Genomic DNA, 25624 nt, shown 5'->3' with positions numbered 1-25624 from the left:
GTGGGTTTCAAGTTTTATTTTGTCAGTTCTTTTACTGCTTGAAGCGCTTTTTCGTAATCAGGATGATCCGTTCCTTCTGGAACATATTCCACATGTGTCACTTTATCGTTTTCATCTACAACGAATACTGAACGGGCCAGGAGTCGCAGTTCCTGCATCGTCACTCCGAAGGCTTCCCCAAAAGAAAGATCCCGATGATCTGACAGTAAAGTCAAGTTATCGACTTTATTGACTTCAGCCCATCGTTTCTGTGCAGGCGGCAAATCACAGGTTACATAATAGATTTCCACATTGTCTCCGAGTGATGAAGCTTCGTCGCTGAAGCGTTTCGCCTGGTCGGAACAAACGCTGGTATCCAATGAAGGCGATACGCTGAACAACCTGATTTTCCCTGCAGTATCCTGTGCTGTAACAGGACTCATGTCATTGGCGAGCACTGTAAAATTCGGTAATGCATCCCCAACTTTAACTTCTTTGTTCGGTAAGGTAACAGGATTTCCACTGAATGTAACTTGTACCAATAAGAACGCCTCCCTTTCGTATTGATTTCATCATACTAAAATGCGCGCTTCTCTTGCAACCCAGAACCTTCATGACGAATTTTCTGCATCATCCGCCGTTTTCTGAATGATTGCTCATGAACGACCGTCGTATCCGCGAAATAATCATGCACACCCTGCTTTAAAGGGGTAAACCCAACGATAAAATAAAGAGGCAGAACGGTTGCAGAAATAAATCGGCCGATCCATTCGCGGAACAGCAGCGTGCCCCAATCCAGCGTATCGTGATGGAGCGACACCACTCTGATGGCGAAAATCATTTTGCCCAGCGTCTGTCCCAGGAATTTTGTCATCAAAACAAAATAGGCATAGAACAAAATTGCCGACAGAATCGCAAACGGCGCATACCACGGAACATTGCCGGTATCGATTCCGAGCAGAGCAAAAACGGGCTTTAACAATATCGACGTTACGGCTGAAATCACCAGCAAATCGATCAGGTAGGCCCAAAAACGGACCCAGAAACCGGCTGGTTTGCGTTCGTAGAACTGCACTTCTTCGTATTGCAATTCGTCGGGGCGATTGGCCCCCGACTCAACAACTGTTGATTTTTCAGGAATATTATTATCTGCCATGATCGCCCCTCCTTATTTATCACCGTACAAATACATCATGCGCGGCGAGCTGTATTCGGTCATCAGTTTCGTCAACATCTGTGTTTCCAAGTCGGCGCCAAACAGTGATTGGACTTTCACGGAAAATAATGAAGCCCAGCTTTGTGAAGTACCGTATTCAAAAACTTCGGCATTTTCAAGGCCAAAGTCATTTCGAAGATGTTCGAGGACATCTTCGGCATAGCCAACGTCATCTGCGAGGTTCGCTTCTACTGCCTGGCGACCATTCATAATGCGGCCATCGGCAACTGCGCGGACTTCTTCTTCAGACATGTCGCGCCCTTCAACGATGATATCGACAAAGTTTTGATAAGAGTCGTCCAGCATTTCCTGCAATAAAGCACGCTCTTCTTCCGTCATTTCACGAGTCGGACTCATAATGTCTTTGTATGGGCCAGATTTAATCGTCACAAAATCCACTCCGTAGCGTTCTGCAAGTTCACCATAATTGATACTTTGCATAATAACTCCGATTGAACCTGTCAATGTTTCCCGGTTGACGAAAATTTTCTCAGCCGGTGCAGCGATGTAATAACCGCCTGACGCTGCCATCGCCCCCATCGACACATAGAACGGTTTCCCTGTCTCTTCTTGTATTTCCGTGATTTCGTCATAGATTTTTGCTGATTCAACCACGCCGCCGCCTGGTGAATTAACCTTCAGCATCACCGCTTTAACCGTATCGTCCAACTTTATTTGATCCAATTGTTCCAGGAAAAATTCATGATTATAACCTGCTGTTCCCAGCAACGGAGATGCTGCTCCTGTATCCTGAATGGCGCCGTTCACTTCCAGCACCGCAATCCGCGAATTGGAACTGCCGTCTTCAAGAACGCTTTCATCTAATCCAGCGCTCTGCTCTGTCAACATTTCATCAAAGTTTTGGGTAAAGTCATTCTGAAAAATTGTAAACATTGAATTCACCAGTAATGACACCACAAGCACCGCTGCCGCTATTACCAGCGCGATCCACCTTTTTGCGTTCATAAAAATTTGCCTCCATTCTTTTCTTCTATATAACTATACGACATAGTCCCTCAAATGTTTCATTGTTTTGTATTATAAACAATCGGTTTTTGCACCTTATCTCTCCTGATTTTGCGTGCTTCAGCCACTTTCGAAGCTGTAAACAGGATCAAGGCCACCCAGATAAATGAAAAGGAGATCAAGCTGATCCGGTTAAATTCCTCCCCGTAAATCATTACCCCGATGATGAGCATCATTGTGGGCGCAATATACTGCAGGAACCCGATCATATACATCGGGATGAGCGGCGCGCCGGTTGCAAACAAAAATAATGGCAGGGCTGTGACAGCACCGCTTAGGATCATCAGCCAATCGGTTTCTGCGCTGACTGTTGTAAAGGAAGCCCGGCCGATTACGAACAGGTAAATATAAAAGACCGTGGCGACTGGCAGAACAAACAGCGTTTCCAGTGCCAATCCGCGAAGTGCATTCAATTTGATTGTTTTCTTTATCAGCCCGTAAAATGCGAAACTGAATGCCATGCCGGCGGCCATCCAGGGAAACGAGCCATAGGAAACGGTCAGGATTGCCACGCCGATCGCTGCCAGCACAAATGCAAACTTGATGGCAGGCGTCAATTTTTCTTTCAGAAAGAACACACCGAGCAGCATGGAAACCAGCGGATTGATGTAATAGGCGAGACTTGTTTCGACTATCCGGTCACTGGTAACGGCATAAATATAGAGAAACCAGTTCAGGGTAATCAGATAGGATGCCAGCATCAATGTAAAAAAAGCTTTCTTTGATTTCCAGAGGCTTTTCAGATCCGCCAGCAGCTTTTTATGGCCGCCAATGGCGAATATGAAGGCCACCGTTATCCAGAATGCCCAAAAAATTCGCGCTGCCAGGATTTCATCGCTCGGAACATGTCCAAGCTGCTTCCAATAAATCGGAAGGACTCCCCACATCGCGTAAGTCAGTATTGTATAGATTATCCCTTTTTTCTCATCAGCCATATGCAATACTCACCATTCTATTGTTATTTTGCAAAACGAAATATTATTCAATTATAGGCTCCAAGCAGAACGAAGGCAATAAAAAGAGCAGCCGGAAATTTCGGCTGCTCTTTAGCATATTAAATTAGTATGATAGGACCTGATAACCGATATTCCGCAAAACAGCTTCGCTTGCCTGGGGCTCGCGCTGAGCTAACTCGGGCTTAACGCCCGAGTGGATCTCAGCACTTCGCTTGGCCCCCTGGGCGTCTTCGCTGTTTTGCTCCATATCTCCAGAATGTTAATAATAATTTGGGCAACGAATTTTATATTCTCTATATGAAACCTATATTTATTTGGAAAGCATAAGCGGAAGGGGCGAAAGGAAAGCCCTTGCTCCTGCATCGCTGTGCTGCTCACTTATTTATTCATTTCCTTCTGGCGAAGTTCGACCCGGCGGATTTTGCCGGATGCAGTCTTCGGCAATCCATCCAGAAACTCGATCGAGCGCGGATACTTATAAGGTGCAGTTAATTCTTTGACATGATTCTGCAATTCTTTTACCAGCTCGTCGGTTTCGTCGGCTCCTTCCACCAACACAACAAACGCTTTTACGACGGTGCCCCGGATTTCGTCCGGCGAACCGACTACCGCACATTCCTGCACAGCGGGATGTTTGACCAATGCATCTTCCACTTCGAACGGCCCGATCGTATAACCGGAAGAAATGATGATGTCATCGCCGCGTCCCTCAAACCAGAAATAACCGTCGTCATCTTTTGACGCTTTGTCTCCGGTAATATAATAATCGCCGCGGAATTGCATTTTCGTCCGTTCATCATCGTTGTGATAGCCCTTGAACAAGGCGGGTGTTTCGGCGTGGACGGCAATATCTCCGACTTCGCCAGGCTTGCACGGTTCGCCGAACTCATCAACAATCTCCACTTTATTGCCCGGCGTCGGTTTGCCCATGGAGCCGATGCGGATTTCCATCCCTTTCATAACGCCGACAAGCAGCGTATTTTCTGTCTGGCCATAACCATCTCTCACTTCCAGCCCGAAATGTTCCTTGAATACATTGATGACTTCGGCATTGAGCGGCTCACCGGCGGACACTGCACTGTGAAGTGAAGACAAATCGAAGCTGGACAAGTTTTTCTGTTTTGCCATCAGCCGATATTCTGTCGGCGTGCAGCACAGCACATTAATCTTTTGCCGTTCAAGAATTTGCAAATACGTTTCCGGATCAAATTTCCCGTTATAGACATAGCCGGTTGCGCCGCTGCCTAAAGTGGCCAGGAACGGACTCCAGATCCATTTTTGCCAACCGGGACTTGCTGTTGCCCACACCAAATCGCCTTCATTGACACCGAGCCAATGCTCTGCAGAGGTCCGCAGATGCGCGTAAGCCCAGCCGTGGCTATGTACGGCTCCTTTTGGGTTGCCGGTCGTGCCCGAGGTATAGGACAAGAACGCCATATCATCGCTGGTGGTTTCCGCTTTATCAAATTGATCGGACGCCGCTTCCATTTCTTTGGTCAGCGAAACCCAGGAACTGTCGGAATTGCCGATGACGAATTTCACCACACGCTCCATTTCCGGAACGTCGTTGAATTGGTCCATAAACGGTTCATAAGCGATGACCGCTTTTGCTCCGCTGTGATTCAATCGATAGGAAATATCCTTGGCGCGCAGCATCTCCGAACTCGGAATAACGGTGAGCCCTGCTTTCAGTGCTCCGATATAAGCTACATAAGCTTCAATGAGCCTCGGCACCATGACGAGCACAACATCGCCCTTTTGGAGTCCCGCCTTTTGAAAACTATTGGCGGCACGATTGGCCGACGCCATCAACTCATCATAAGTGACCCTTTTCGAATCGCCTTTGTCATTCTCCCAGACGATCGCTAATTTTCCGCTGCCGTTTGCAAATTTTTCGATTTCATCCACAAGATTATATTCTTTCGGTGCCAGTAATGCTTCCCGGTCCATGTTGAAACCCCCTTGAATTATTTGCTGTTTACCTAAATTATTGTACAGCAATAATTTTAGTATTCAAAATAATTCAATATAAATAAAGACCGCCCATTGGCGGCCTTTACAATAAATCGTCGAATTCAGTCTGCTTGGGTCTTGGAAACTTGATGATTTCCCGGTTGTCGACAGCTTCCTGGATCAGCTCATCGAAGGATACAAATTCCTCGTAATACTCCACTTTTTCCAATTTCGGTTTTGTTTTCGGATTTGCCGGCGTGAAGATTGTGCAGCAGTCTTCGTATGGCCGAATCGAAATATCGTGAGTTCCGATTTGCATCGCCGTATCGATGATGTCCAATTTATCTGTGGCAATCAATGGCCGCAAAACAGGCGTATTGGTCACTGCGTTGATCGCGTACAGACTTTCGAGGGTCTGGCTTGCCACCTGCCCCAGGCTTTCACCGGTGATAATCGCTTTGCAGTCGGTTGCTTTCAGCACTCCGTCTGCGACCCTCATCATCATGCGGCGCGTGGAAGTCATTGTGATATTGTCGGGCACTTGTTTATGAACTTCCTGCTGGAGTTCTGTAAAAGGGATAATGTGAAGATTAACGGATGAGCCGAACTCGCTCAATTTTTGCGCCAGATCAAAAACTTTTTCTTTCGCTCGGTCATTGGTGAACGGCGGGCTGAAGAAATGTATCAATTCCAATCTGACGCCCCGCTTAAGCATATGATAGCCTGCGACCGGGCTGTCGAGGCCACCAGACAGCATCAGCAATGCCTTGCCTCCCGCTCCGATCGGCAAACCGCCGGCTCCGTTAATGACCTCCGCCGTCATATAAGCGGCTTTTTCACGGATCTCCACTTTCAAATCGATATCCGGATTTTTCATCTGGACCGACAATTCCGGAAATGCCCGCAGCACATGAGAGCCGATGCCATGGAGGATTTCCGGTTTTTGCAGCTCAAAATCCTTATTGGCGCGTCGGACAGTAACTTTAAAACTCTTTCCTTCTTTATCCATTTTACCAACCAAAATCTTGGCGGCTTCCTGCATCGCTTCCAGTGACAGCTCCGTTTCCGTAACCGGACTGAATGACTGGATGCCAAAAACTTTTGGCAGGCGCGCTATCACTTGTTCCATATCCTCTTCGCTGTCTGAATTGATGTACATGCGGTCGCGTTCCGCTTTGATCTTCAGTTTTCCAAGATCACTGAACGTATGTTGGATATTGTCTCGAAGACGTCCGATAAAGGAGCTTCTGTTTTTTCCTTTTGTCGAGAGCTCACCGTACCTGATGAGGATTTGATTAGTTTTCATTATGTCGAACTCCTTTGATAATCCGGTGGACCTTTTTGAATGCCTGTTGAAAATCGATTATTTCCTGTTGCGTCGTAAATGAGCCGAAGCTGATCCGTATAACCCCGTCTCTGTAAACAGGCGGCAGGCTCATCGCTTCAATGACGTGGCTGGTTTCCGTGTTTTTCGAAGAACAGGCACTCGATGTCGATACGAGCACCGCTTCGTCCTGCAGCCCTGAAACCAGCACTTCTCCATTAACACCTCTTAGGGCAACAGAAAGAATATGCGATGCAGCACCTTCCGGACTGATGATCCTGACATCGTCAAATGAATTGAAAAATTCCCGCAGGCTCTTATTCCATTCCGCGAACAGCGGATTCGGCTGCGCCAGCCTCAACGCTTTTGCCAAAGCGGCCGCATGGGGAACCGCCACCGTTCCGCTGCGATGGCCCCCTTCCTGACCGCCGCCGTATACGATTGCTGCCGGCTGGACACGATTATTGAAAGCGAGAAGACCACTGCCCTTAAGGCCATGAATTTTATGAGCAGACAGCGTCAATAAATCGGGCATGGCATTCGGGTCAAACGGGATTTTGCCGATGCTTTGGACGGCATCTGTATGAAGGAAGGCGCGTGTTGTGCTTATAATTTTTTTGATTTCTGCAATCGGATTGATGACGCCGATTTCATTGTTGACATGCATCAACGATACAAGAATCGTATCGCTTCTCAGGCTGTTCTTCAACTCTTCCAAATCGATTTGGCCTGATGGGTCGACCGGCAGCCGGGTGATTTCAAAGCCCCTGCCTTCGAGTTCATCCAAAGTTTTCAAAACGGATGCGTGCTCTGTCACAGCAGATATAATATGGCTGCCCCGGTGCCGATAAGCATTGGCCGTGCCAATTAACGCAAGGTTATTCGATTCAGTGCCACCTGAAGTAAAAACAATGTGGTCCATATGCAGCAATTGTGCAATTTGCCTGCGGGCAGACTCCAGTAAATTTTCCGCGTCATTGCCCATTTTATGAAGGGATGCCGGATTACCGTAATAATCCTCATTCGCTGTCATAAACGTTTCCAGTACTTCTCTTTTGGGTTTCGTTGTTGCACTATTATCCAGATAGATCATCCTATTGCCTCCGAAAAGAAAACCACCAGCACGGGAGCTGGTGGTTTCAAGTTTTTTACATGCGCCATGCATTTTCTTTAACAAGCACTTCGATTCGTTTCATCGAACCCGGTTCAAAGCTTTCCACTGCTGTGGCAGCTTCTTCCAGTGCTTTCGAATAGCGGAGCTGAAGGAAAGATTCCTCAGCCTCCATCAATTTATGGTTCATTTGCGGATTTGTCTTCCGGTAACGGTTGCCGTACTGGATAATGCGCTCAATCAATTGGACATTTTCCACCATTTCAACCGACTTCTCTTCCACTTCTTCAATGGAGCGTTGCGCTTTCACCAGGTAATTATCCACCAATTTCATATTCAGCGGCACTTCCTGTAAGCCTTGCATCGCTACGAACAGGTTTTCTTCCGCTTCTTCCAGCCGGACATCCATCTCTTCCGGAATTCCTGGCGTGTTGGCTTTGTGAAGCATTCTGTCCGTTTCCTGCAATTTCCTTTTCAGGACTTCAAGTGTTGCGCGCGCTTCGTGCTCATCCGTCCGCAGACTTTTCAGCGATTCCGAGAAACTGCCTTGAGTGGCATTGATCGTCTCCAGCTCGGCGCGGATTTCGCTCAACTCGGTATGGAGGCTTGAATAAGCGGATTGTTCTTCCAGCGTGCGGGAATGCAGCATATCATATCGTTTCTGCAGCTCTTCAAGAGATTCCAGACAGGTTTTTGGAATTTTCGCATCCTGCTCCTGGATTTTATAACTTTGCTGCACCACAGCACATTCATCCGACATTTCCCTTGTTTCAGCAGTAACTTTTTCCAGCAATTGGGCTGTTGTATTTTTATGCTGATCTACGTAATGTTTTGATTCGACCTCTTTTTCGAGCAGTTCATAAAATGAATCCACTTTTTCCTTCATTTCCTCAACAGAAGCTTTCGGCTCTTCAATATTAAGACTGATCACTTGTTCTTTCGCCACAGCGAGTTCTTTTTCCATCGCATCAAGCTGAGTCGAAATTTCAAGGTGTTCCAGGTAATAGCCTTGAGACTCCATTTCGCGGATGCCATTCCGCAGTTCATTTATATAGGAAGGAATTTTTGACTGGATGTCCGCAAGCAGCGGCGGAATGACTTCAATCAGCCGGAAGATATGCTTGGCTTCAGCGGATAGGCTGATGACGATTTCGCGTGCTTTTAAATAATTGCCTTCCGCTGTCAGCCCATCATACTTATCGAACAGAGGAGTGAATGTTTCCAGTTCCTTTTCGAGCGGGCCAGCTGCAGCGCCGTAAGAATGCTGGTGTGCCAAAAGGCTTTTGCGGGCGCCTCTGTACTGGTCTCTGAGAAGATCCATCTCACTGCGGTTTTTTTCATCGCTGCCGATCAGTTCTTCCAGTTCAACAAGGATTTCGTTCATCTGTTGATCGACTTGACCAATTTTTTCATCGGCTTCCCTTTCAGAAAGGGATGCTTTCCCGAAACTGAAACGGTCGACTGCATCTTCAGCGTCGAAAAGCAGGCCGTCAATTTGCGGAATATGTACATCCATCACTTCAGTCCAAGTTGCGCGCCAGCGTTCAAACATTTCTTCGGTCTGGCCGTTCATATTCAGTTGTTTCACTTTTGTCAGTTCTTCTAATATCGGTTTGTTTTGTATTTGCAGTTTTAACTGTTCCAAGCGCTCAATTTCCGCGTGATGCTTCTTACGAAACATAAAGCCGACGATTATTAACGCTAATAGAATGATGACCGCAATGATGATATACTTCACCATAAGTCATATAGCCCCCTGTTCAAAATCACATTTCCAGCTCTATGTAGATAAAATTCTAGATACTCCTATTTTAACATGTAATGGCCACTTGTGTTCGCGAAAAAAAAATAAATCCCAAAAATTTTTCATTTTATTCGAAAGCAGGTTTTACAATGAAAAGAGATGCGCACATCCATTCCCCTTATTGCCCACACGGTACAAAAGACACCTTGGAAGCTTATGTGGAAAAAGCGATAAAATCCGGTTTTACCGATATCAGTTTTACAGAGCACGCACCCCTTCCGCCGTCCTTCACTGATACGACGCCTGACAAGGACAGCGGGATGGATTCTGCCACTTTATCGGCTTACCTGGATGCCGTTGATAAAGTGAAAGAAACTTATAAAAGGGATATCCGCATTCGCACCGGACTTGAAATTGATTTCATCGAAGGCTTTGAGCAGGAAACACAGGATTTTCTGAATCAAATCGGGCCAAGGCTCGATGATTCGATTCTGTCCGTACACTTTCTGAAATTTGATAACCGTTATATATGTATAGATTTCAGCAAAGAGGTGTTTTTCGAGGCTGCCAAAATTGCGGGATCAACCAGTAAACTGTATGACCGCTATTACGATGCCGTTGAAGCCTCCCTGTCGGCAGACCTTGGCCCCTATAAACCAAAGCGCATTGGCCATCCGACATTGATACACAAATTCCAGCTTGACCACGGCGAAAAGATTGACGATCAGGCACGGATAGAAAGACTGTTCCGGCATATTGCTCAAAGCAATTGCGAAATTGATTTAAACAGTGCCGGCTTATCTAAACCCGGATGCCGTGAACCCTATCCGCCGGAAGCTTATCTTCCTTATGCAAAATCGTTGGGAATCCCATTGGTATTCGGTTCCGACGCTCACAATGTCGAAGGCTTGCATAAGCATCATGATAAATTTTATAATGAATCCACTATGATATAGAAATGAGGGTCTCCATGTTTACTCAAACAGATTACAGTGGAACGCGCGCCGAGCAATATTCAATGCTCGGCAAACAGCTTGATGCGTTGCTGACGGGCGAAAAAAACAGTATTGCGAATTTAAGCAATGCAGCCGCTTTGCTCAATCAATTTTTGGAACGCATCAATTGGGCCGGATTTTACTTGATGGAAGAAGGCGAATTGGTTTTGGGTCCGTTCCAGGGTCTGCCTGCCTGTGTAAGGATTCAGGTTGGCCGCGGCGTCTGCGGAACCGCCGTCTCTGAACAGAAGACCATGCTGGTAGAAGATGTTCACCAGTTTCCCGGCCATATCGCCTGCGACGCAGCTTCGCGTTCGGAGATTGTTGTTCCGTTGATCAAAGACGGCGAAGTCATTGGCGTACTCGACATCGACAGCCCGGAACTCAGCCGCTTTTCAGCGGAAGACCAAGAAGGTCTCGAAGCTTTCACTGAAATTTTAATGCGCCACATCTAGAAAAACCGGAAACTCTATTGAAGAGTTTCCGGTTTTTCTTTGGCTTGACCTATAGATTCTATTGGTTCCTTCTAATCTGGTGAAGAGAGCAAGGATGGACTTGCATTTTTCAGATTCCCTGCAATTTCGCCTTGGGTGCCGTTTTTTCAAAAGCGCCTGTCAAATCAGCGATAATGTCATCAGCCGCTTCCAATCCGACTGAAATCCGCAGCAAGGACTCGGAAATTCCCATTGCATTTCTGGCAGCTTCCGGAACCACCGCATGGGTCATCGAAGCCGGATGCTGAATCAGCGTTTCGGCATCCCCGAGGCTCACTGCAATTTTAATGAGTGACAAGGCATTCATGAATTTTTGCGCTTCCCGCTTGCCGCCTTCGAGTTCGAACGAAATCAGTCCGCCGCCTTTCGCCATTTGTTTTTGAGCCAGACTGTATTGCGGATGGCTGGCATCCATTGGATAGAAAATTTTCGTCACCCCTGGCTGCTGCTGCAAAAACTGCAGCACTTTCTCGGCATTGGCAATGTGGCGATCCATTCGGACATGCAATGTCTTCAGGCCTCTCAGCAGAAGCCAGGCATCAAATGGCGACATAATGCCTCCCACATCTTTTTGGACGGTCATACGCAGATGCTGCATTTCCTCACCATCTTTGCCCACCAAAATGCCTCCAATGACATCCCCGTGCCCATTGAGGTATTTTGTGGCACTGTGGAGGACAAAATCCGCTCCCATTTTCAGGGGATTCTGCAGATACGGGGAACAGAATGTATTGTCGACGACTACACGGATCCCATGCCGGTCGGCAACCTTGATGACTGCCTCCAAATTGACGAGTTCCATCGTCGGGTTGATCGGTGTTTCCACATAAATGCAGACCGTTTCAGGTTTGATCGCCGCTTCGATTTCTTCTTCCGTGATCATCGAAACCAGATCATGGGTGATGCCATATTTCTCTTCCATAATTTCCAAAAGACCGAATGTGCAACCGTAAATCCCTCGGGAACAAAGCACATGGTCATTGGCTTTCGTCAGGTAGATCAGAATTGCACTGACCGAAGCCATGCCGGAACCAAATGCGAGCGCCCCTTCGCCGTATTCGATATCGGCCATCCGTTCTTCCAGCACACGGACGGTCGGGTTGCCGAGCCGCGAATAAATATTGCCTTCACTATTGCCGGCAAAACGGTCTTCTCCTTCTTCCGCCGTGGCAAATGAAAACGTTGATGTCTGATAAAGCGGTGTTGCCAAACTGTCATGATGCTTTGCGCTATCATAACCCTTGTGAATCACCGCAGTTTCCATACTCATTTTAGACTTTTCCATTTTTACACCCCTTATACATAAATAGAAAGCGCTTACATTAATCAATTCCATTCTACCGCGAATCCCTGTAAAAGAAAAGACACCTTTCGTCTTAGTAAGAAATAGCAATTGACTAACAATTGACTAATGAAGATAAAATCGGTTATACTATGCTTTGTGTAAAATAATCGCAGCAGTTGTATGTGCCTGCTCGTCCATTTTATTCCTTATATGACCAACACAGGCTTCGCTTGATGCCTGCGTCCGGACTATAGAGGTGTATCGCGTAACTCTTGGCTGCTGAGCGAAGATACAAGATTATAAAATGGCTTGCAGCATGAATGCATCTGGTTTTTATTTTACTCTAAAAACCAACAATAGAGGAGGAGACTACTATGTCTCGTTATACAGGTCCAGCATGGAAACTGTCCCGCCGTTTGGGAATTTCCCTTTCAGGAACAGGTAAAGAATTAGAAAAACGCCCTTACGCACCAGGTCAACACGGAGCTAACCAACGCAGAAAAGTTTCTGAATACGGTTTGCAGCTTCAGGAAAAACAAAAACTACGCTTCATGTTTGGTGTTACTGAACGCCAATTTAAAACTTTGTTCAACAAATCTGGTAAAATGCCAGGTAAACACGGTGAAAACTTCATGATCTTGCTTGAAGCTCGCCTTGATAACGTTGTTTATCGTTTAGGTCTTGCGCGCACTCGCCGCCAGGCTCGCCAATTGGTAAACCACGGTCACATCCTTGTTGATGGCAAACGCCTTGACATCCCGTCATACAGCGTTAAACCAGGACAAACGATCACTTTCCGTGAAAAATCAAACAACCTTGATGTCGTTAACGAATCAATTGAAGTGAACAGCTTTGTTCCTGAATATGTTTCTGTTGACACTGACAAAAAAGAAGGTACATTTGTACGCTACCCAGAACGCAGCGAATTGTCTGCTGAAATCAACGAACAGTTGATCGTTGAGTACTACTCACGTTAAGGAAAACGTTTCTTAAACGTTAGTCTTGAGAACCCTGAAACCCTTGTTAAATCAAAGGTTTCAGGGTTTTTCTGTTTTTATAGCTTTGTAAACTCTTGTAGGCCCCCGTAGGAATTTGGGGGAGCTTTTGGGGGATATTAAAATTAGTGGACAGACGCTCTCAGAGAAATTTGAAACTGCGTTATAAAAAATGATTGCTGAGGGTTATTAAGATATACTTAACCTATTCAAAGGAGGAATTGAAAATGTTGACGTTCAAACAATGGCTTTTAAAATTTAATGAAGTTGATTTACCTATTGGAGATGCTGCAAGAGAAGTAGCCGCGGATCCTAATTTTCCAGAAACTAAATCGTACAAAGAGATATTTAACTACCTGGAAGATGCACGTGCATCTGATGGGTGGATGAGGACATACAAAGAAGCTTTTAAATTTTATTCTGACACAACCCAGTAGTAAACAAACCCTCTGCCATCATGGTTGGGGGTTTTCTTCTACTATCCCCTGCTGAAGGTATGGCCCTTTTAATTTGAAATCGCAATTATCTATTAACGTTCTATCTTTATGTAGGATTGTCAGGATCATTGGTAAATAGATCATGTTCTCAAAGTGGTCCAATTGCTTAGGTGTCAACATTGTGCTCATGCCGTACCTCCGTTAATACTTAGATTCTTTTAGTGCGGAAAAATAATTATTCGTCTGCGTACTTGTCGAGCGTGTCTATGAAGTCTGCGTCGCCATTCCCACGCGCAAAATCGGCGTAGTCCATGAACAGCAGATGATGGTCAACTTTAACCGCCTGCTCGTCGCTGTATAAATCGAAGTCGTGTCGGTCAGCGGAAATTAGCTTTAGTCCTAGCGCATGCTCTTGCGGTGTGAACTTGCGCATATCGTCGTCGTAAGCCGTCTGTACTAAGACCCGCACCTCTGCCATGTCGTCATAAAATTCAGCGTGTTCTCCGCCACACGCAGTTAATAAACTAACTAATAATAGAATGAAAACTAGACTTTTAAATTTATGCATGTCAAATTGCCCCCTTGAGACTTTTATTTTTACTCTAACTTACTAATTATGTAAACACAATATAATCCAGTATATCTAATTTAGTTTTTACTTTAAGGATGCATAAAAAAGAATAAAAAAAAGCCTCCCAGTTTCCGCTGAGAGGCTTTCGTGTATAAGTACTATGGTTTACCCTTAGTTAATTCTTATTATATTACAGGTACTTTTCGACATTCTCTGCAGTTTCAAAACGTGTGCCGCCAGACAGATTCGTAATCTTATCAGCTTTCAATCCTTTTGGATCTCCACCGACAATAATCAACTCTTTGGCCACTTCGTCTTTAATTGCATTCCGGGGAAAAATTGGAATACCTCTCCGGATGGCCAGTATTTCTGCCGCTGCGTAATCATTCAAGCTGCCAATCACAATTGCTTGTTTTAACATACCTTCTTCCTCCTTTGGTTTGGATACTGGTGTTACGGGTGTTGGTTTTACTGCGGATGGCTTCCAACCTGAACGGATTCTATCCAGCAGCAAGACATTTTGTTCTTCCGATCCCTCATAACCACTGATGCCATATTGAATGGCTAATTTCTCACGTGCCGGGTAACTTGAATTCTGACCCTCGGCATTCAAATAATCGACAATCGACTCCGTAACCGAGGGCTGTACGACTTGCGTACTTCCGAGTGCTTTCCTCACAGTATTCATACTGATTCCTGGACAAGAAGTGTTTGTGCCGCTAAATTCATTATGCCCTTTCACCGCACTGACCGGAAGATCAAAACGCTTCAATGCCACATGGCAGCGCTCATGCCACGCCTTTTCCTGTGCAGCAGTAAATGAACCATTTCCGACCACACAAATGTTATAAACAGAGGTGTTGTGGTTCGCCACACCATTCGTGATTTCATGAGGATCATAGCAGAGCTGAACCGTTCCATCTCTCAAGATAATTTCGGCATACCCCCCTGTACCCCACCCGCGCGTCTTGTTCCAGTACGGCCAAAACGTGAACCAGTCTCCAGTTGCAGTTGCGGAGTGGTGCCGGGCGATGAATTTTATTTTTGATTCGCTCCGAGTAGGATTGCTCCTTGGCGTGATGCTGCGCAAGTCTTGGATTTTAGTCATGCCTAATCATTCCCCTTTCCGTTTAGTAGAGTTCAGTTCCTCTTCCACCCCGCTACCTGTCAATTCTTCTTTCATCTGATTTCCGAGAGACGATGTTTCATCAGACTTCATGACCTTCAACTTTTCTGCTATTTCCTTTGGAACCAGAACGCCAATTTCAGCAAGGTTTTCCGTGATGGACAGCACTTCATTTGCGATATAGAAAACCACAGTTGCATAAGTAATCGCTCCGTTCAGCCCCAAAATCTGATCGATGATATTGGCGACAATGATGACACCAAAAATAAGTATCTTCCGGGAATAACCGAACAGGCTCTTTCTCGACCATAAGTTTCCGTTTTTTATTGCTTTGAAGATCCCCGTCACAATATCAATGGCCATCAACAGCATTAAAAAATCCAAAAACTTAACCGGTCCAAATAAATACATTCGTGCTACCTCTAAATGTTCCAAATCGACACCTCCAATAGTTAGTAAAAACAAATTGCCCATCATGATCTTCCTCTCTTATTTTTAGGATGGACCCCCGATTGCTTTTCTCATTTTTTTGCAAAACAAAAAGAGCACCCGATTGGACACCCTCTGTTAAAAATATCTCTTGCTGTGTTTCATGTATTGAGCTATTCTGAATTTGTTGGATATCCCCAACTGCGACCTCCGGATAGTTGTCGGCCAGACTACTCTATCTAGGAGGTTTTTTCTGTCCTGTGGAGACGAACAAAAGAGCATCCGATTGGACGCCCTTTTTCACCGTTTTATTGAATTGTCACTACCGCAACGTTTGATCCTAAGATGCCGTTTTTACTCTATCACCCGTGCTGCTTTCAATTTTTTCTTGCTCTTAAGTTTAACTGACACTTTTCTTCCTAACATGATTCCCGGACTCTCAATCAATTTGTGTGCTAGGTAAGAAGCTAGTGTAGAAATAATTAATGTGATTAAAAACAACAACATTAAAAAGATGAAGTTTGATACATAAACAGAAATAGTCATTCTCAGTATTTTAATTACCACATCTAAAACAAAGAAATGAATTAGATACATGCTGAAACTAACTTGACCTATAAAACTTATAATTTTATTAACCAAAAAATGTTTTTGAATAGTCCCTAATCCATAGGCTAATAACAAAAATGCTATACCAAACAAGAAGTGTTTTTGGAAATATATACTGTCGAAGTCTCTAGTAATTCCTAAAATAACTATCATAAGAATCGATCCTACTATTAAAAAATGACTAAAAGCAGTTGAACTGTTATTCAAATTACCGTTAATTATTTTTTCTTTTAATATAAAAAACAAAACAATCCCCAATGAAAAGATAGGAAGTTGACTTGGGAACCAATAAAATAAAAATTTATCTACTAATTCATTACGCCCTCCCCAAAATTCCAGCTCTACAACTAAAAAAGTGGATAAAAGAAAAATTAATATAGAGGCAAAAAACAGAATTAGTGCACTTCTTAAATTTCTGATGAATAAAAATAACAATGGGACTAACAAATAAAAAATCATCTCAGCTGATATAGACCATCCACCGGGAACTAGACTAAATAGCCAATCAGGATTTAATAGACTAGTGAAAGTTAAAGTAGAAAAGATTAAACCAACAGAATATACCTGAGGCGTATCGATCAATCCTACTTTGTAAAATGCAAAATCAACAACTGCATAAAAGATTAAAGCAGCATAAAACATCGGAGCGATCCTAAAAAAGCGTTTTACAAAAAAATCTCCCACTTCAAGTTGATGGGTATTATACTTTTTATACAACGAATAGAAAAGGGTAAATGCGCTAACTAGAAAAAATAATTGAACTCCCCTTGCTCCTTGAACTCCGAAATTATCAACCCAAATAGGAAGATTTTCAATCTTTTGAGTAGAATGCGTTAACACTACTCCTAATATGGCATATCCTCTAAGTGCATCTAAAAAGTCTAATTTTGCATTCAACTACTAAAACTCCTCTGTACTTATAATTTTTACAAATATTAGTATATCATTTGTTTATTTATAAACACAGAGGTTTTTAATTACTCTAAATTATCCCTCGTTATATTTCCTGTACCAGTTCCGGTCAATGCAACGCCCATAGCAGAATTCGCAACATTGTTAAACGCTACCAGTGAATTGCTTGCCCCTGCGTGCAACCTGACACCAATGCCGCCAGCTAAAACAGTATTCTGATTAACCATTGCGTAGTTGATATTCGCATTTAGGAAAATCGCCGTCATCGTATCTGGTACGCTAACTGTATTCCCGCTTACTCTCCAACCTAGATTTTCGAGCACTCCTGTATAGTTCAGCACGATGCCGTTATTCGTTTCAGAAACGATGGTATTGTCAAAGATTTGCAGATTTTCCACAGCGAAGTCATTTTCGTAAATCCCGTAATAGAAGGAGTGAATATCGTTGTGAGCGATCAAGATATTCTTGCTATTCTCGCCAAACTTGATGCCTGAATCTTCACTGTTCGTGATTTCGTTATGCAGGATTTTAAGATTTTGAACATCCCTTGAAATATTCAATCCTTTTACGGAGAGCAATTTATTTCCTGTGATTAGGGTATTTCGGCTGCCTGCTAAATCGTGGATAGAAAAGCGCCCTGCAATGACAATATTATTTGAGACAATCGCACCGTTAATCGCTTTCAAGTATAGTCCATCTTGATTTGATTTGATGGTGTTCCCTGTGATGATTAAATTTTCCTCTGAGCCAAAGCCGTGTGTCTGCAACGCTCGCTGTCCAACGCCAACTGTGGCATCCACAAAGTTATTTGCAAAAAGAACGTTTACAATTTCCTCGCCCGGTTCTGCGTGGAAAGTTACTGCCCCATGAGCGATAGGCGCATTTTGAACAATTGTATTATTGATAATTTTAATATCTTTACACCTGCGGTGTACTTGTATAGAAGTTCTCCAACCTATACCAATGTTCGCCCCGTCAACAGTGATATTTTCACTTCCGTCATTGATACACACGCATTCATAGCCGCCATAATCAAAATTGCCACCTTTGATCTGAATATCCGATGCCCGCATAGTCACAATATTGAACCCGCGCAACCATACCTCTGATAGCGAATCCTCATAGTTGACGTATTGAATTATCATGTTTTCGGCTATCCCATTAGTCGTATCTGCAAACGCTAACCCGAAGTGAGTAAGGTCCTCGATTTGAGATGTGTTACCCGAAATCTTAAAGTTTTTAACGGTAATGTTTTTGGATTCCGGCATCGTGACTATATATGGACAAGCCAACCAATCACTGGCTGCTCTCCAAACAATAGTATCCAATACGTAACCATCACCTAAAAATACATGACTGCTTTCGCCATCACCGTAGACGTTAGTGTCTGAATGCACATAAAGCGTTCCAGTAATTTTATAATTCCCAGGAGGGATATAAACGTTTCTTTTTACATCAAATGCTTCTTGCAACGCCGCAGTATCGTCTGCAATTCCATTCCCAATTGCCCCGTAATCTTTCACGCTTATATAGTTTAAGACATTGACGAAAGACGGCTTTAAATAGTTATTCATCAAAACTCTTTGCAGTTTGCCAATACTAGCAGAGCGATAAAACCATTCTGAGCCCATTTCTTCTAGCAGAGATTTTAATTTGTCCCCACTAACACCGCCTGTTACCACTTTGTTTAAGTCGATGGATAGAACTTCTTTCACTTCTAGAACTGTGTTCGCTCCTGCTAACGCCGATGGAGTTTCCCATAAGAGTGAAATTCGTGTGAAGTCTATGTTTGTGAATACTTCCTCGAATGAATACCATTCACCGATAGTAAAATCAGTAATATCTTTTCGCACGCTTCCTTGTAACACGGAAACTTTCGTTGTGACTGCGTCAGGATCAGTCAATCTGAATTTCAGTTTCGTGTAATAATTGGATACCCCTAAACTGGTTATATTGTAATTTGCTTGCGGATTTTGGTTTGTTCCCCTCGAGGCAATGACAAGCGCATTATCAGCGACAGACAAAAGACCATTGCCCGAAGCCCATCCAGTAACACCGTTCCGGAAATCTCCATTCTTCACTAAGTTGATGAGGCTTGTCTCTGTTTTGCTTTCCACAGATTCAACCCGGGGAATCACAGCTGCTTCAAATGCATCCTGGTCCGCTTTCTGTTCAGCCTTCAATTGTGAGACGGTTGTCATCTTCACTCCGACATAATCTATATTTTCAGATGACGGGGTGACCTTTAAACGCCCATTACTTTCGCTGGAAGGGAAGATGGTTTTATATTCAGGGTCGTTCGGATCCGTAACAAGGAACTCAATAACCACGACGCCATCTTCTAAATTCTCTGGCGTCCTCTGAACAATGGCCTGTTTCTCGAAATCCCAGGAAGCTATTCCTTCAAACAGTATCCCTTTTCCGGCTTTCCGGATTGTTGTGCTGATGGTTTTTCCTGCCAGACTGACGACTTCTCCTTTATAGTTGAAAGGCCTAAATGCAAGATCAACTCGATCCCCTTGTTTAAAAACGCTGCCGCCCTCAATCAGTTCAAGATAAGTATTATTTGTTTCCATCAACTTCCACCTCCTACTTCATCTTTTAAAACCAGACTTTTCTTCATGCCATTCATGACTATTTTCAGATTTGGCAGGTTATCCACGGTCTCCTGGTCTGTCAGAAAATGAAAGTCAAAGTTCTCTTCAGCTATTATGTTTTCACCGCTGTATTCTTTTTTGATGTTCCCGTCTGCATCCACATTGACAAATAATTGAATCACATTATCCCTCCAGCCATATTTTCACAATTCGACCGCGGGCTTCTCCGCCTGTCGTTGTGTTTAAGCGAATATAAATACCACGTTGGTCACCCGTCGGTGTTCCGAGATCTACGGTGAGCGTCGTAGCAGCGGAAGTGGCATCTGTCTCGGAATACACTGCTGTTTGTGCAAGCGTTACCCCGCCGCCGCCAATCTCATAGATTCCCATCCGTGCACCTTTGCCGCTGCCCAAGTCATGCGCAACCACCATACATTTTAAATACTTACTTTTATGAGCGAAAAAATAGGCCTCACAGTTCTGGGGGTTGGTTTCAGTGGTCGCCCAGTAAACCCCTACCTCCGTAACTGTCGGCTTATTCCGAAATGTAGGGTTGGTTGGTTGCAAGGAAAAATCATTCTGCAGTAAACCGTTATTGATGGACAGGGCTCCGTCCGGTCTTTCTACGATGAATGCGCCCCTTGCAGCATATGCACCTTCCGGCGTTATTTCGAAATACCTGTTCGGATCTATCTTGCTTAAGGCCTTCAACATGTTTCCGTCGATGAAGAAATGGCCTTCCTCACCCTCTATCTTCACAAGAAAAGTGTCGAGAATCCCAGTCACGACGTTAGCAGCATTAAAATTAATACCGTTCACGTTCGCAAAATTGACTGTCCCGCCGAGCGCATCCGCAGAGAAGGCTTCCAAAGCAAAAATAGACCCATTATGGATATACATCTCGACTTCGCCGTCACCTACAGGCTTGTACCAGAGATCCCCTTTTGACCCATTGGCAGGCTCATCGAGTCCTCGGTAAACTTTATTCTTTCCATTGGCAGCAGTCTGTACACGGTTAATCCGCCGATCCACCCGATTTACTTTTTCGTCGATGGAGGCGTCAATGCTTTTACTTAAACTGGCTCGCGCCTCTCCGACTTCAATAGATTCGTATTGATCGATTAGCACGTTCCAAATAACCCGGATGATTTTTGCTTTTGTTTGGATATCAAATTTCTCTAAATAGACCGTCACTAGATCACACAGCCCGATCTCCTCGATGAGCTGCATGTTCTTACCATCCAGCACTTTGGCCAAGTCGATAAATTTCAATTTCATGTTCACTTTCGGGACGCCGATATTGTTAGACGTGATGTAACTCTGAGCCCGGCTGCGCAATGCTTCCACCGTTCCGATCTCTTCTTCGGAATAATCTACTTTCAAGATCTTCCGACGGGCAAAATTCCCCACATGCTCGCTGTCCACAAAAAATTCAGGCAGGGTCACAGTGATTTCATTCTCGTCATCGTCTGTATAAATCGAATAGGGGTAGACAGAAGTATATGTGCTGTCAATGGCTTCTTCCTGCGTCAGTTCCGTTAGATTACGACCATAGGCGATCAAGGCGCCACTGTCAGAGCCACGCTGTGCGTATAAACCGATGTGGTAGTTATCGAATCGATATTCGCCACCATAAGTATCAAGGATGGAACCTGCCATGCCGCCGAGAGCTTTCCGTGCATTCTCGGTGTCTGCCAGTTTCCATTTCCCGCTACCAGTTGTTGAAACGTCACTGAAGGTGGTGAAGGGGTGATTGTCAACAATAGACGAAGCCCAAGTCGCGAGAGCCACGCTTGCATTTCCGTTGTATGGAATGTCCGGTTTCAGGGAAAGGTCCTGTGCCAGGTAGCTGACATGTTCAGCATCAATAGTGACGAAGCCCTTCATTGGCTTGCTGATCCGAATAATCTTAAAGCGTTGGTCCTTTAGCAGATGACCTGCATCGCACTTAATTAAACGGTCATATTGCAAATCTGAGAAGTGCAATCCGTTCTGCGGGTATTTAAGTTCCAGCTCGAACAGCCCGTTCCGTTCTTCCGTCACCAAACAGGAAACGGCATCGCTTAGGACGCCGAGACCTAAATGGTTAAAGTCTGTTTCATTTGCTTTATAAAGGATAGGATTGCTCACACAACCGCCTCCCATCGCGGAGTTATGGTAACTTTCCCGACATTCGCTCCCCAAGAAATCACGTTTTCACCTGGAGAGAGAACCGGAAACATTGGACGAAGATTCCCATTCATTTTATTGAACGCTTTGACATCCCCCTTATAGACCATCTGGGTTTGTGAATCAATTGTGATGGATCCATCAACTCCAGTTAGTGTCAGCCAAGGCTCTCCGTTTTTAAACAACAGGATATCGCCGGTACCCGTTATTTCGATTAAGGGTTTCGCCGTACGTTCTTCTGGGTTATATAGAGTTGAGCCGATGGACACATCTCGTTTTGTTAATCCGGATAGGGCGTACTTTATCGGGTGGCATTTAAAGTTGAGCGATATTTTGCCGAACTTCTGCAGCATATCCTCAATATCGTACTGCTCATAATATATTGCGGAATAGATATATTCCGGATCCCAAGAAAGGAACAGCGGCTTGTATCGGATATCCTTCTTTAGCCATTTGGATATCCGACTAGCGGCTGCATGAATATCTTCCCCTTCTGATTCCAGATAGACGCGAATGGGGTAAACGAACGGCTCAAACCGTCCATTGTCCATCGCTAAGTCACCATCTCTGCCGGGAACCTTTTCAAACATTACATCATAACCTGGGCTGTGCTGAGAGGTGGAAGCGCCAATGGTCAGCCCCATTTCGCTTGAAGCCTTGTCGTTGTAATCAAAATAAGTTTTCTCATAGTCTTCTGGTACTAAGCCTTGCATCCATGACTCAATCATAAGCCAGACGCCCCCTTTCTCTTTTCGTCATCCAGCCTAAGTCGTGAGACAGTGTTTCCAGATCACGATCTGTGCGGTTTTCGAAATTCCCGATATTGACGATCACGTCACCTTCGTGGACATCGCCTGAACCGCTGTTGCCTGTGAAGCTCCTCGCGCTAGCTTGTCCTGCCTCTCTTGCATATTTCATACTGATGTCATGCGGAATAACTTGAGCACCACTTGGGAGGTTCACCAGCTCGCCGCGACCGCCTTCATTGATGCGGGCAAGACCGCCCTGCCAGTCGTCCGTTCCTCTGGCCAATTGCGGAATCTTGCCGATGCTGACACCTGGTATTTTGTTGATCAGTCCGATGGCTGAGTTGATACCGCCGATGACGCCATTGACGAAACCTTTAACGCGGTTAACCAGATCCGCCATATTATCCCCGATGCCTGTGAATACGCTCGAGACGAAAGTTTTCAGCCCGGACCAGGCTGTTTTAATAGCATCAAATACGCCTTGAATCTTTGTTTTCACACGGTCCATGACCGATGCTATTTTCGACCAGATGCCGTTGAAAACGCCGGATACAACGCCACTAACCTGCGCGATGGTATTTGACACAGATTGAATTGCGGACCCGATGTACTGAACGATTGTATTGAATATGCCAGATATGACAGAGAATACCGTATTGAATACGCCTGTGACGAAAACAATGATAGGTGTAATGGCTTTGAAGATGGATGCAATCACTCCTGCGATAAATGTCACGATTGGCGCAATTATGGCAATGATGCTGGTAATGATTCCTGCCACAAATGCGATTATTGGCGTAATTGCCGAAATGATGCCTGTCATCACACCGATGATTACCGTCAATATGGATATTACAATCGGGATGATCGCTTGGAATATTGCTATGACTGCGCCGATAATAGCGATGAGCGCTGGAGCGACCGCCTGAACAATATTTAATATGACATCAATCAACATCATTAATACAGGTACAACAGCGCCGATAATCGTCGTGACTAACGGGACCAACTGCGTCACTAATCCGATTATGGTGGAGACTAAACTCATAACTACTGGAACCAGCTGCATGAAGATATTCAGCAGCACAGGCAGCACGGCGGTTATGATTTGCAGAATGGAAGTTCCAAGCATGATCACGACTGGAATCAATGTAGCGATGACGTTCATCACCATTGGAATGATTGCAGCGGCTAACTGGCCGAGCATTGTGCCAAGCGTCGTCAGTATTGGCACGATAAGCGAAGCAATCTCCACAAAGCCTGCAGCGATCTGCGGGCCGAATTGTGACAAGACCAGCATTCCGATTTTCAATAGCGGATTAAATCCCAAGAACAGAGCCCCTAAAGATTGAATGGATCCGCCGGCTTCCGTAAATCCGCCCACAATACTCATGATGAATTCTCCAATGACGCCTATGACGGTTCCGATTACCGATTTTACAGTTTCGAATACCGTTAAAAGCTTTCCACCGATTGAAGAAGCGAATCCTTCTGCCCCTGCTTTTGCACCGTCCCACATCGATTGCAGGATGGGAATTACTGTAGAGATAAAACTTGATACAAATTCTTGTATTTTCTCAAAGACACCCATGACGACATTCCTGAATTCTTCACTCCTGTACATCGCTATCCCGAACGTGGCACCGAGTGCAAGAAGACCAGCTATAACCAAACCAACCGGACTGATCATAAAGCCGATGGCCGTTACCACACCGCCAATCAAGAAGCCAAACATGCTTAGACCCACAAGTAGCGGTCCTACAATTCCGACAATGCCTGCAATCATTAAGGCAAGTCGTTTTGACTCTCCGGACATACTGCCCAGGAACCCAACAGCTTCCAAAACCTTTTCAGCTACTGCTTCAAGTGCAGGTAACATCTCTTCGTAGAAACCGATTGCCACACCTTCAGTAGCGGATTGGATCGAGCGCAATTTACCGCCCAGTGTGTTTTCCATCGTTTCGGCCATCGTAGCGGCTGCGCCTTCTGAATTGTTGATGGCTTCGGATAAACCGTCATAGCTATCTTCACTTGCGTTAATGATGGCCAATGAGCCTGCCATGGCTTCCTTCCCGAAGATGGTGGATGCGTACTGTGCTTGCTGCACTTCATCCAGATCCGCAAAGGATGTCCGCAGATCACCCATGACTTCATCAAGGGTTTTCATCGAACCGTCACTATTGGTCAAGCTGATGCCGAGGTCGTCCATTGCACCGCTCATTTTACTGGTTGGTGATGCCAAGTTAGCCAGCATGGTCTTCAGAGAAGTACCTGCCTGGCTTCCTTTAATCCCGGCATTAGCCATCAAGCCGAGCGCCACAGAAACATCCTCAGCAGCGTAGTTCATTGCACCGGCAAGCGGAGCCACATACTTGAAGGACTCTCCGAGCATAACGACATCCGTATTGGCTTTGGAAGAAGCAGCTGCTAAAATATCAGCAAACTTTCCGCTGTCTTTTGCTTCTAAGCCGAAAGCCGTCAAGGCATCTGTTACGATATCGGAAGTGGTGGCGAGATCCGCACCGGATGCAGCAGCTAAACTCAAGACACCAGGCAGGCCGGAAACCATCTGTTCGGTGTTCCAACCTGCCATGGCCATGAAATTCAAGCCGTCCGCGGCTTCAGATGCAGAGTAACGGGTTGTGGCGCCCATTTCCTTGGCCGTGTCACGTAAAGCCTGTAAATCTTCACCTGTAGCTCCTGAGACTGCGGAAACTTTCGCCATCGAGTCATCGAAGGCCATACCTGTTCCGATTATGGCTTTACCTGCTGCCACCAAAGGCAACGTAATGCCGACTGACATTTTCGCCCCGACAGCGCCGATTGATTTACTGGCGCTTTGTATCTTCTTCCCTGCCCCTTGTACCGCATCGCTTGCCTGATCAAATCCGCGGATCAGATCCCTGGCATCAGCGGTCAGTTTGGCGGTTAATGTATAATCTGCCAT

At 45.1% G+C, this 25624-nt stretch carries 22 protein-coding genes; 4 read left to right on the top strand and 18 right to left on the bottom strand.

The window, feature by feature from the left end; translation table 11 throughout:
• Window positions 1–14: 14 nt before the first annotated feature.
• From tpx to ezrA, 8 genes are all read right to left on the bottom strand, one after another.
• Complete coding sequence (gene tpx / locus DHX103_RS14600) at window positions 15–521, bottom strand: thiol peroxidase (RefSeq protein WP_422122954.1); 507 nt, start codon at window positions 519–521, stop codon at window positions 15–17.
• A gap of 35 nt (window positions 522–556) precedes the next feature.
• Window positions 557–1135 (bottom strand): RDD family protein, encoded by a 579-nt coding sequence (locus DHX103_RS14595; protein WP_422122953.1) that lies wholly within the window; start codon window positions 1133–1135, stop codon window positions 557–559.
• A gap of 12 nt (window positions 1136–1147) precedes the next feature.
• The gene (sppA, locus tag DHX103_RS14590) at window positions 1148–2161 is read right to left on the bottom strand and encodes a signal peptide peptidase SppA (RefSeq protein WP_422122952.1); all 1014 of its coding nucleotides are present in this window, start codon (window positions 2159–2161) and stop codon (window positions 1148–1150) included.
• 59 nt (window positions 2162–2220) lie between these two features.
• Complete coding sequence (gene rarD, locus DHX103_RS14585; RefSeq protein WP_422122951.1) at window positions 2221–3156, bottom strand: EamA family transporter RarD; 936 nt, start codon at window positions 3154–3156, stop codon at window positions 2221–2223.
• Between the two features lie 399 nt (window positions 3157–3555).
• Window positions 3556–5127: an acyl-CoA synthetase MbcS gene (gene mbcS, locus DHX103_RS14580; protein WP_422122950.1), complete on the bottom strand. Its 1572-nt coding sequence runs from the start codon at window positions 5125–5127 to the stop codon at window positions 3556–3558.
• 106 nt (window positions 5128–5233) lie between these two features.
• Complete coding sequence (gene thiI / locus DHX103_RS14575) at window positions 5234–6436, bottom strand: tRNA uracil 4-sulfurtransferase ThiI (protein WP_422122949.1); 1203 nt, start codon at window positions 6434–6436, stop codon at window positions 5234–5236.
• Window positions 6426–7547 (bottom strand): cysteine desulfurase family protein, encoded by a 1122-nt coding sequence (locus tag DHX103_RS14570; protein ID WP_422122948.1) that lies wholly within the window; start codon window positions 7545–7547, stop codon window positions 6426–6428. Before DHX103_RS14570 ends, thiI begins: the two co-directional genes overlap by 11 nt.
• A 55-nt stretch (window positions 7548–7602) precedes the next feature.
• Entirely contained in the window at window positions 7603–9306 is a 1704-nt protein-coding gene (gene ezrA / locus DHX103_RS14565) for a septation ring formation regulator EzrA (protein ID WP_422122947.1), read from the bottom strand.
• A gap of 152 nt (window positions 9307–9458) precedes the next feature.
• Here ezrA and hisJ point away from each other — a divergent pair, with 152 nt between their 5' ends.
• Window positions 9459–10265: a histidinol-phosphatase HisJ gene (gene hisJ, locus DHX103_RS14560; RefSeq protein ID WP_422122946.1), complete on the top strand. Its 807-nt coding sequence runs from the start codon at window positions 9459–9461 to the stop codon at window positions 10263–10265.
• A gap of 14 nt (window positions 10266–10279) precedes the next feature.
• Window positions 10280–10759, top strand: coding sequence for a GAF domain-containing protein (locus DHX103_RS14555; protein ID WP_422122945.1), 480 nt, complete (start codon window positions 10280–10282; stop codon window positions 10757–10759).
• Between the two features lie 109 nt (window positions 10760–10868).
• Here the strand turns inward: DHX103_RS14555 and megL are convergent, their stop codons facing one another.
• Entirely contained in the window at window positions 10869–12083 is a 1215-nt protein-coding gene (gene megL, locus DHX103_RS14550; RefSeq protein ID WP_422122944.1) for a methionine gamma-lyase, read from the bottom strand.
• 374 nt (window positions 12084–12457) lie between these two features.
• On the opposite strand from megL, the gene rpsD reads away from it, so the two are divergent.
• Entirely contained in the window at window positions 12458–13060 is a 603-nt protein-coding gene (gene rpsD / locus DHX103_RS14545) for a 30S ribosomal protein S4 (RefSeq protein ID WP_422122943.1), read from the top strand.
• Between the two features lie 245 nt (window positions 13061–13305).
• Complete coding sequence (locus DHX103_RS14540) at window positions 13306–13515, top strand: YozE family protein (protein ID WP_422122942.1); 210 nt, start codon at window positions 13306–13308, stop codon at window positions 13513–13515.
• A 235-nt stretch (window positions 13516–13750) separates the two neighbouring features.
• Here DHX103_RS14540 and DHX103_RS14535 read toward each other — a convergent pair whose 3' ends face one another.
• The 9 genes from DHX103_RS14535 to DHX103_RS14495 form a co-directional block, all read right to left on the bottom strand.
• Entirely contained in the window at window positions 13751–14083 is a 333-nt protein-coding gene (locus DHX103_RS14535) for a hypothetical protein (RefSeq protein WP_422122941.1), read from the bottom strand.
• A 193-nt stretch (window positions 14084–14276) separates the two neighbouring features.
• Entirely contained in the window at window positions 14277–15194 is a 918-nt protein-coding gene (locus DHX103_RS14530) for an N-acetylmuramoyl-L-alanine amidase (protein WP_422122940.1), read from the bottom strand.
• Between the two features lie 6 nt (window positions 15195–15200).
• Entirely contained in the window at window positions 15201–15623 is a 423-nt protein-coding gene (locus DHX103_RS14525) for a phage holin family protein (RefSeq protein ID WP_422124790.1), read from the bottom strand.
• A 372-nt stretch (window positions 15624–15995) separates the two neighbouring features.
• On the bottom strand, window positions 15996–17147 hold the full coding sequence (locus DHX103_RS14520) for an acyltransferase family protein (protein ID WP_422122939.1): 1152 nt from the start codon (window positions 17145–17147) through the stop codon (window positions 15996–15998).
• An 80-nt stretch (window positions 17148–17227) separates the two neighbouring features.
• Entirely contained in the window at window positions 17228–19738 is a 2511-nt protein-coding gene (locus tag DHX103_RS14515) for a right-handed parallel beta-helix repeat-containing protein (RefSeq protein WP_422122938.1), read from the bottom strand.
• Complete coding sequence (locus DHX103_RS14510; RefSeq protein WP_422122937.1) at window positions 19738–19941, bottom strand: hypothetical protein; 204 nt, start codon at window positions 19939–19941, stop codon at window positions 19738–19740. The genes DHX103_RS14515 and DHX103_RS14510 overlap by 1 nt, the downstream gene beginning before the upstream one ends.
• Window position 19942: 1 nt before the next feature.
• Window positions 19943–21889 carry a phage tail spike protein gene (locus DHX103_RS14505; RefSeq protein ID WP_422122936.1) on the bottom strand — a complete coding sequence of 649 codons (1947 nt, stop codon included), beginning with the start codon at window positions 21887–21889 and terminating at the stop codon, window positions 19943–19945.
• Window positions 21886–22656: a hypothetical protein gene (locus tag DHX103_RS14500; protein ID WP_422122935.1), complete on the bottom strand. Its 771-nt coding sequence runs from the start codon at window positions 22654–22656 to the stop codon at window positions 21886–21888. Before DHX103_RS14500 ends, DHX103_RS14505 begins: the two co-directional genes overlap by 4 nt.
• Entirely contained in the window at window positions 22649–25624 is a 2976-nt protein-coding gene (locus tag DHX103_RS14495) for a phage tail tape measure protein (protein ID WP_422122934.1), read from the bottom strand. Before DHX103_RS14495 ends, DHX103_RS14500 begins: the two co-directional genes overlap by 8 nt.

Source organism: Planococcus daihaiensis, from assembly GCF_049262615.1.
Lineage (GTDB): Bacteria > Bacillota > Bacilli > Bacillales_A > Planococcaceae > Planococcus.
This window is presented reverse-complemented; position numbering and strand designations above follow the sequence as displayed.

Excerpts from the sequence above, each read along its gene's own strand:
- DHX103_RS14595 (WP_422122953.1), bottom strand. The coding sequence starts at position 1,135 with ATGGCAGATAATAATATTCCTGAAAAATCAACAGTTGTTGAGTCGGGG.
- sppA (WP_422122952.1), bottom strand. The coding sequence starts at position 2,161 with ATGAACGCAAAAAGGTGGATCGCGCTGGTAATAGCGGCAGCGGTGCTT.
- rarD (WP_422122951.1), bottom strand. The coding sequence starts at position 3,156 with ATGGCTGATGAGAAAAAAGGGATAATCTATACAATACTGACTTACGCG.
- mbcS (WP_422122950.1), bottom strand. The coding sequence starts at position 5,127 with ATGGACCGGGAAGCATTACTGGCACCGAAAGAATATAATCTTGTGGAT.
- thiI (WP_422122949.1), bottom strand. The coding sequence starts at position 6,436 with ATGAAAACTAATCAAATCCTCATCAGGTACGGTGAGCTCTCGACAAAA.
- DHX103_RS14570 (WP_422122948.1), bottom strand. The coding sequence starts at position 7,547 with ATGATCTATCTGGATAATAGTGCAACAACGAAACCCAAAAGAGAAGTA.
- ezrA (WP_422122947.1), bottom strand. The coding sequence starts at position 9,306 with ATGGTGAAGTATATCATCATTGCGGTCATCATTCTATTAGCGTTAATA.
- hisJ (WP_422122946.1), top strand. The coding sequence starts at position 9,459 with ATGAAAAGAGATGCGCACATCCATTCCCCTTATTGCCCACACGGTACA.
- DHX103_RS14555 (WP_422122945.1), top strand. The coding sequence starts at position 10,280 with ATGTTTACTCAAACAGATTACAGTGGAACGCGCGCCGAGCAATATTCA.
- megL (WP_422122944.1), bottom strand. The coding sequence starts at position 12,083 with ATGGAAAAGTCTAAAATGAGTATGGAAACTGCGGTGATTCACAAGGGT.
- rpsD (WP_422122943.1), top strand. The coding sequence starts at position 12,458 with ATGTCTCGTTATACAGGTCCAGCATGGAAACTGTCCCGCCGTTTGGGA.
- DHX103_RS14540 (WP_422122942.1), top strand. The coding sequence starts at position 13,306 with ATGTTGACGTTCAAACAATGGCTTTTAAAATTTAATGAAGTTGATTTA.
- DHX103_RS14535 (WP_422122941.1), bottom strand. The coding sequence starts at position 14,083 with ATGCATAAATTTAAAAGTCTAGTTTTCATTCTATTATTAGTTAGTTTA.
- DHX103_RS14530 (WP_422122940.1), bottom strand. The coding sequence starts at position 15,194 with ATGACTAAAATCCAAGACTTGCGCAGCATCACGCCAAGGAGCAATCCT.
- DHX103_RS14525 (WP_422124790.1), bottom strand. The coding sequence starts at position 15,623 with ATGTATTTATTTGGACCGGTTAAGTTTTTGGATTTTTTAATGCTGTTG.
- DHX103_RS14515 (WP_422122938.1), bottom strand. The coding sequence starts at position 19,738 with ATGGAAACAAATAATACTTATCTTGAACTGATTGAGGGCGGCAGCGTT.
- DHX103_RS14500 (WP_422122935.1), bottom strand. The coding sequence starts at position 22,656 with ATGATTGAGTCATGGATGCAAGGCTTAGTACCAGAAGACTATGAGAAA.
- DHX103_RS14495 (WP_422122934.1), bottom strand. The coding sequence starts at position 25,624 with ATGGCAGATTATACATTAACCGCCAAACTGACCGCTGATGCCAGGGAT.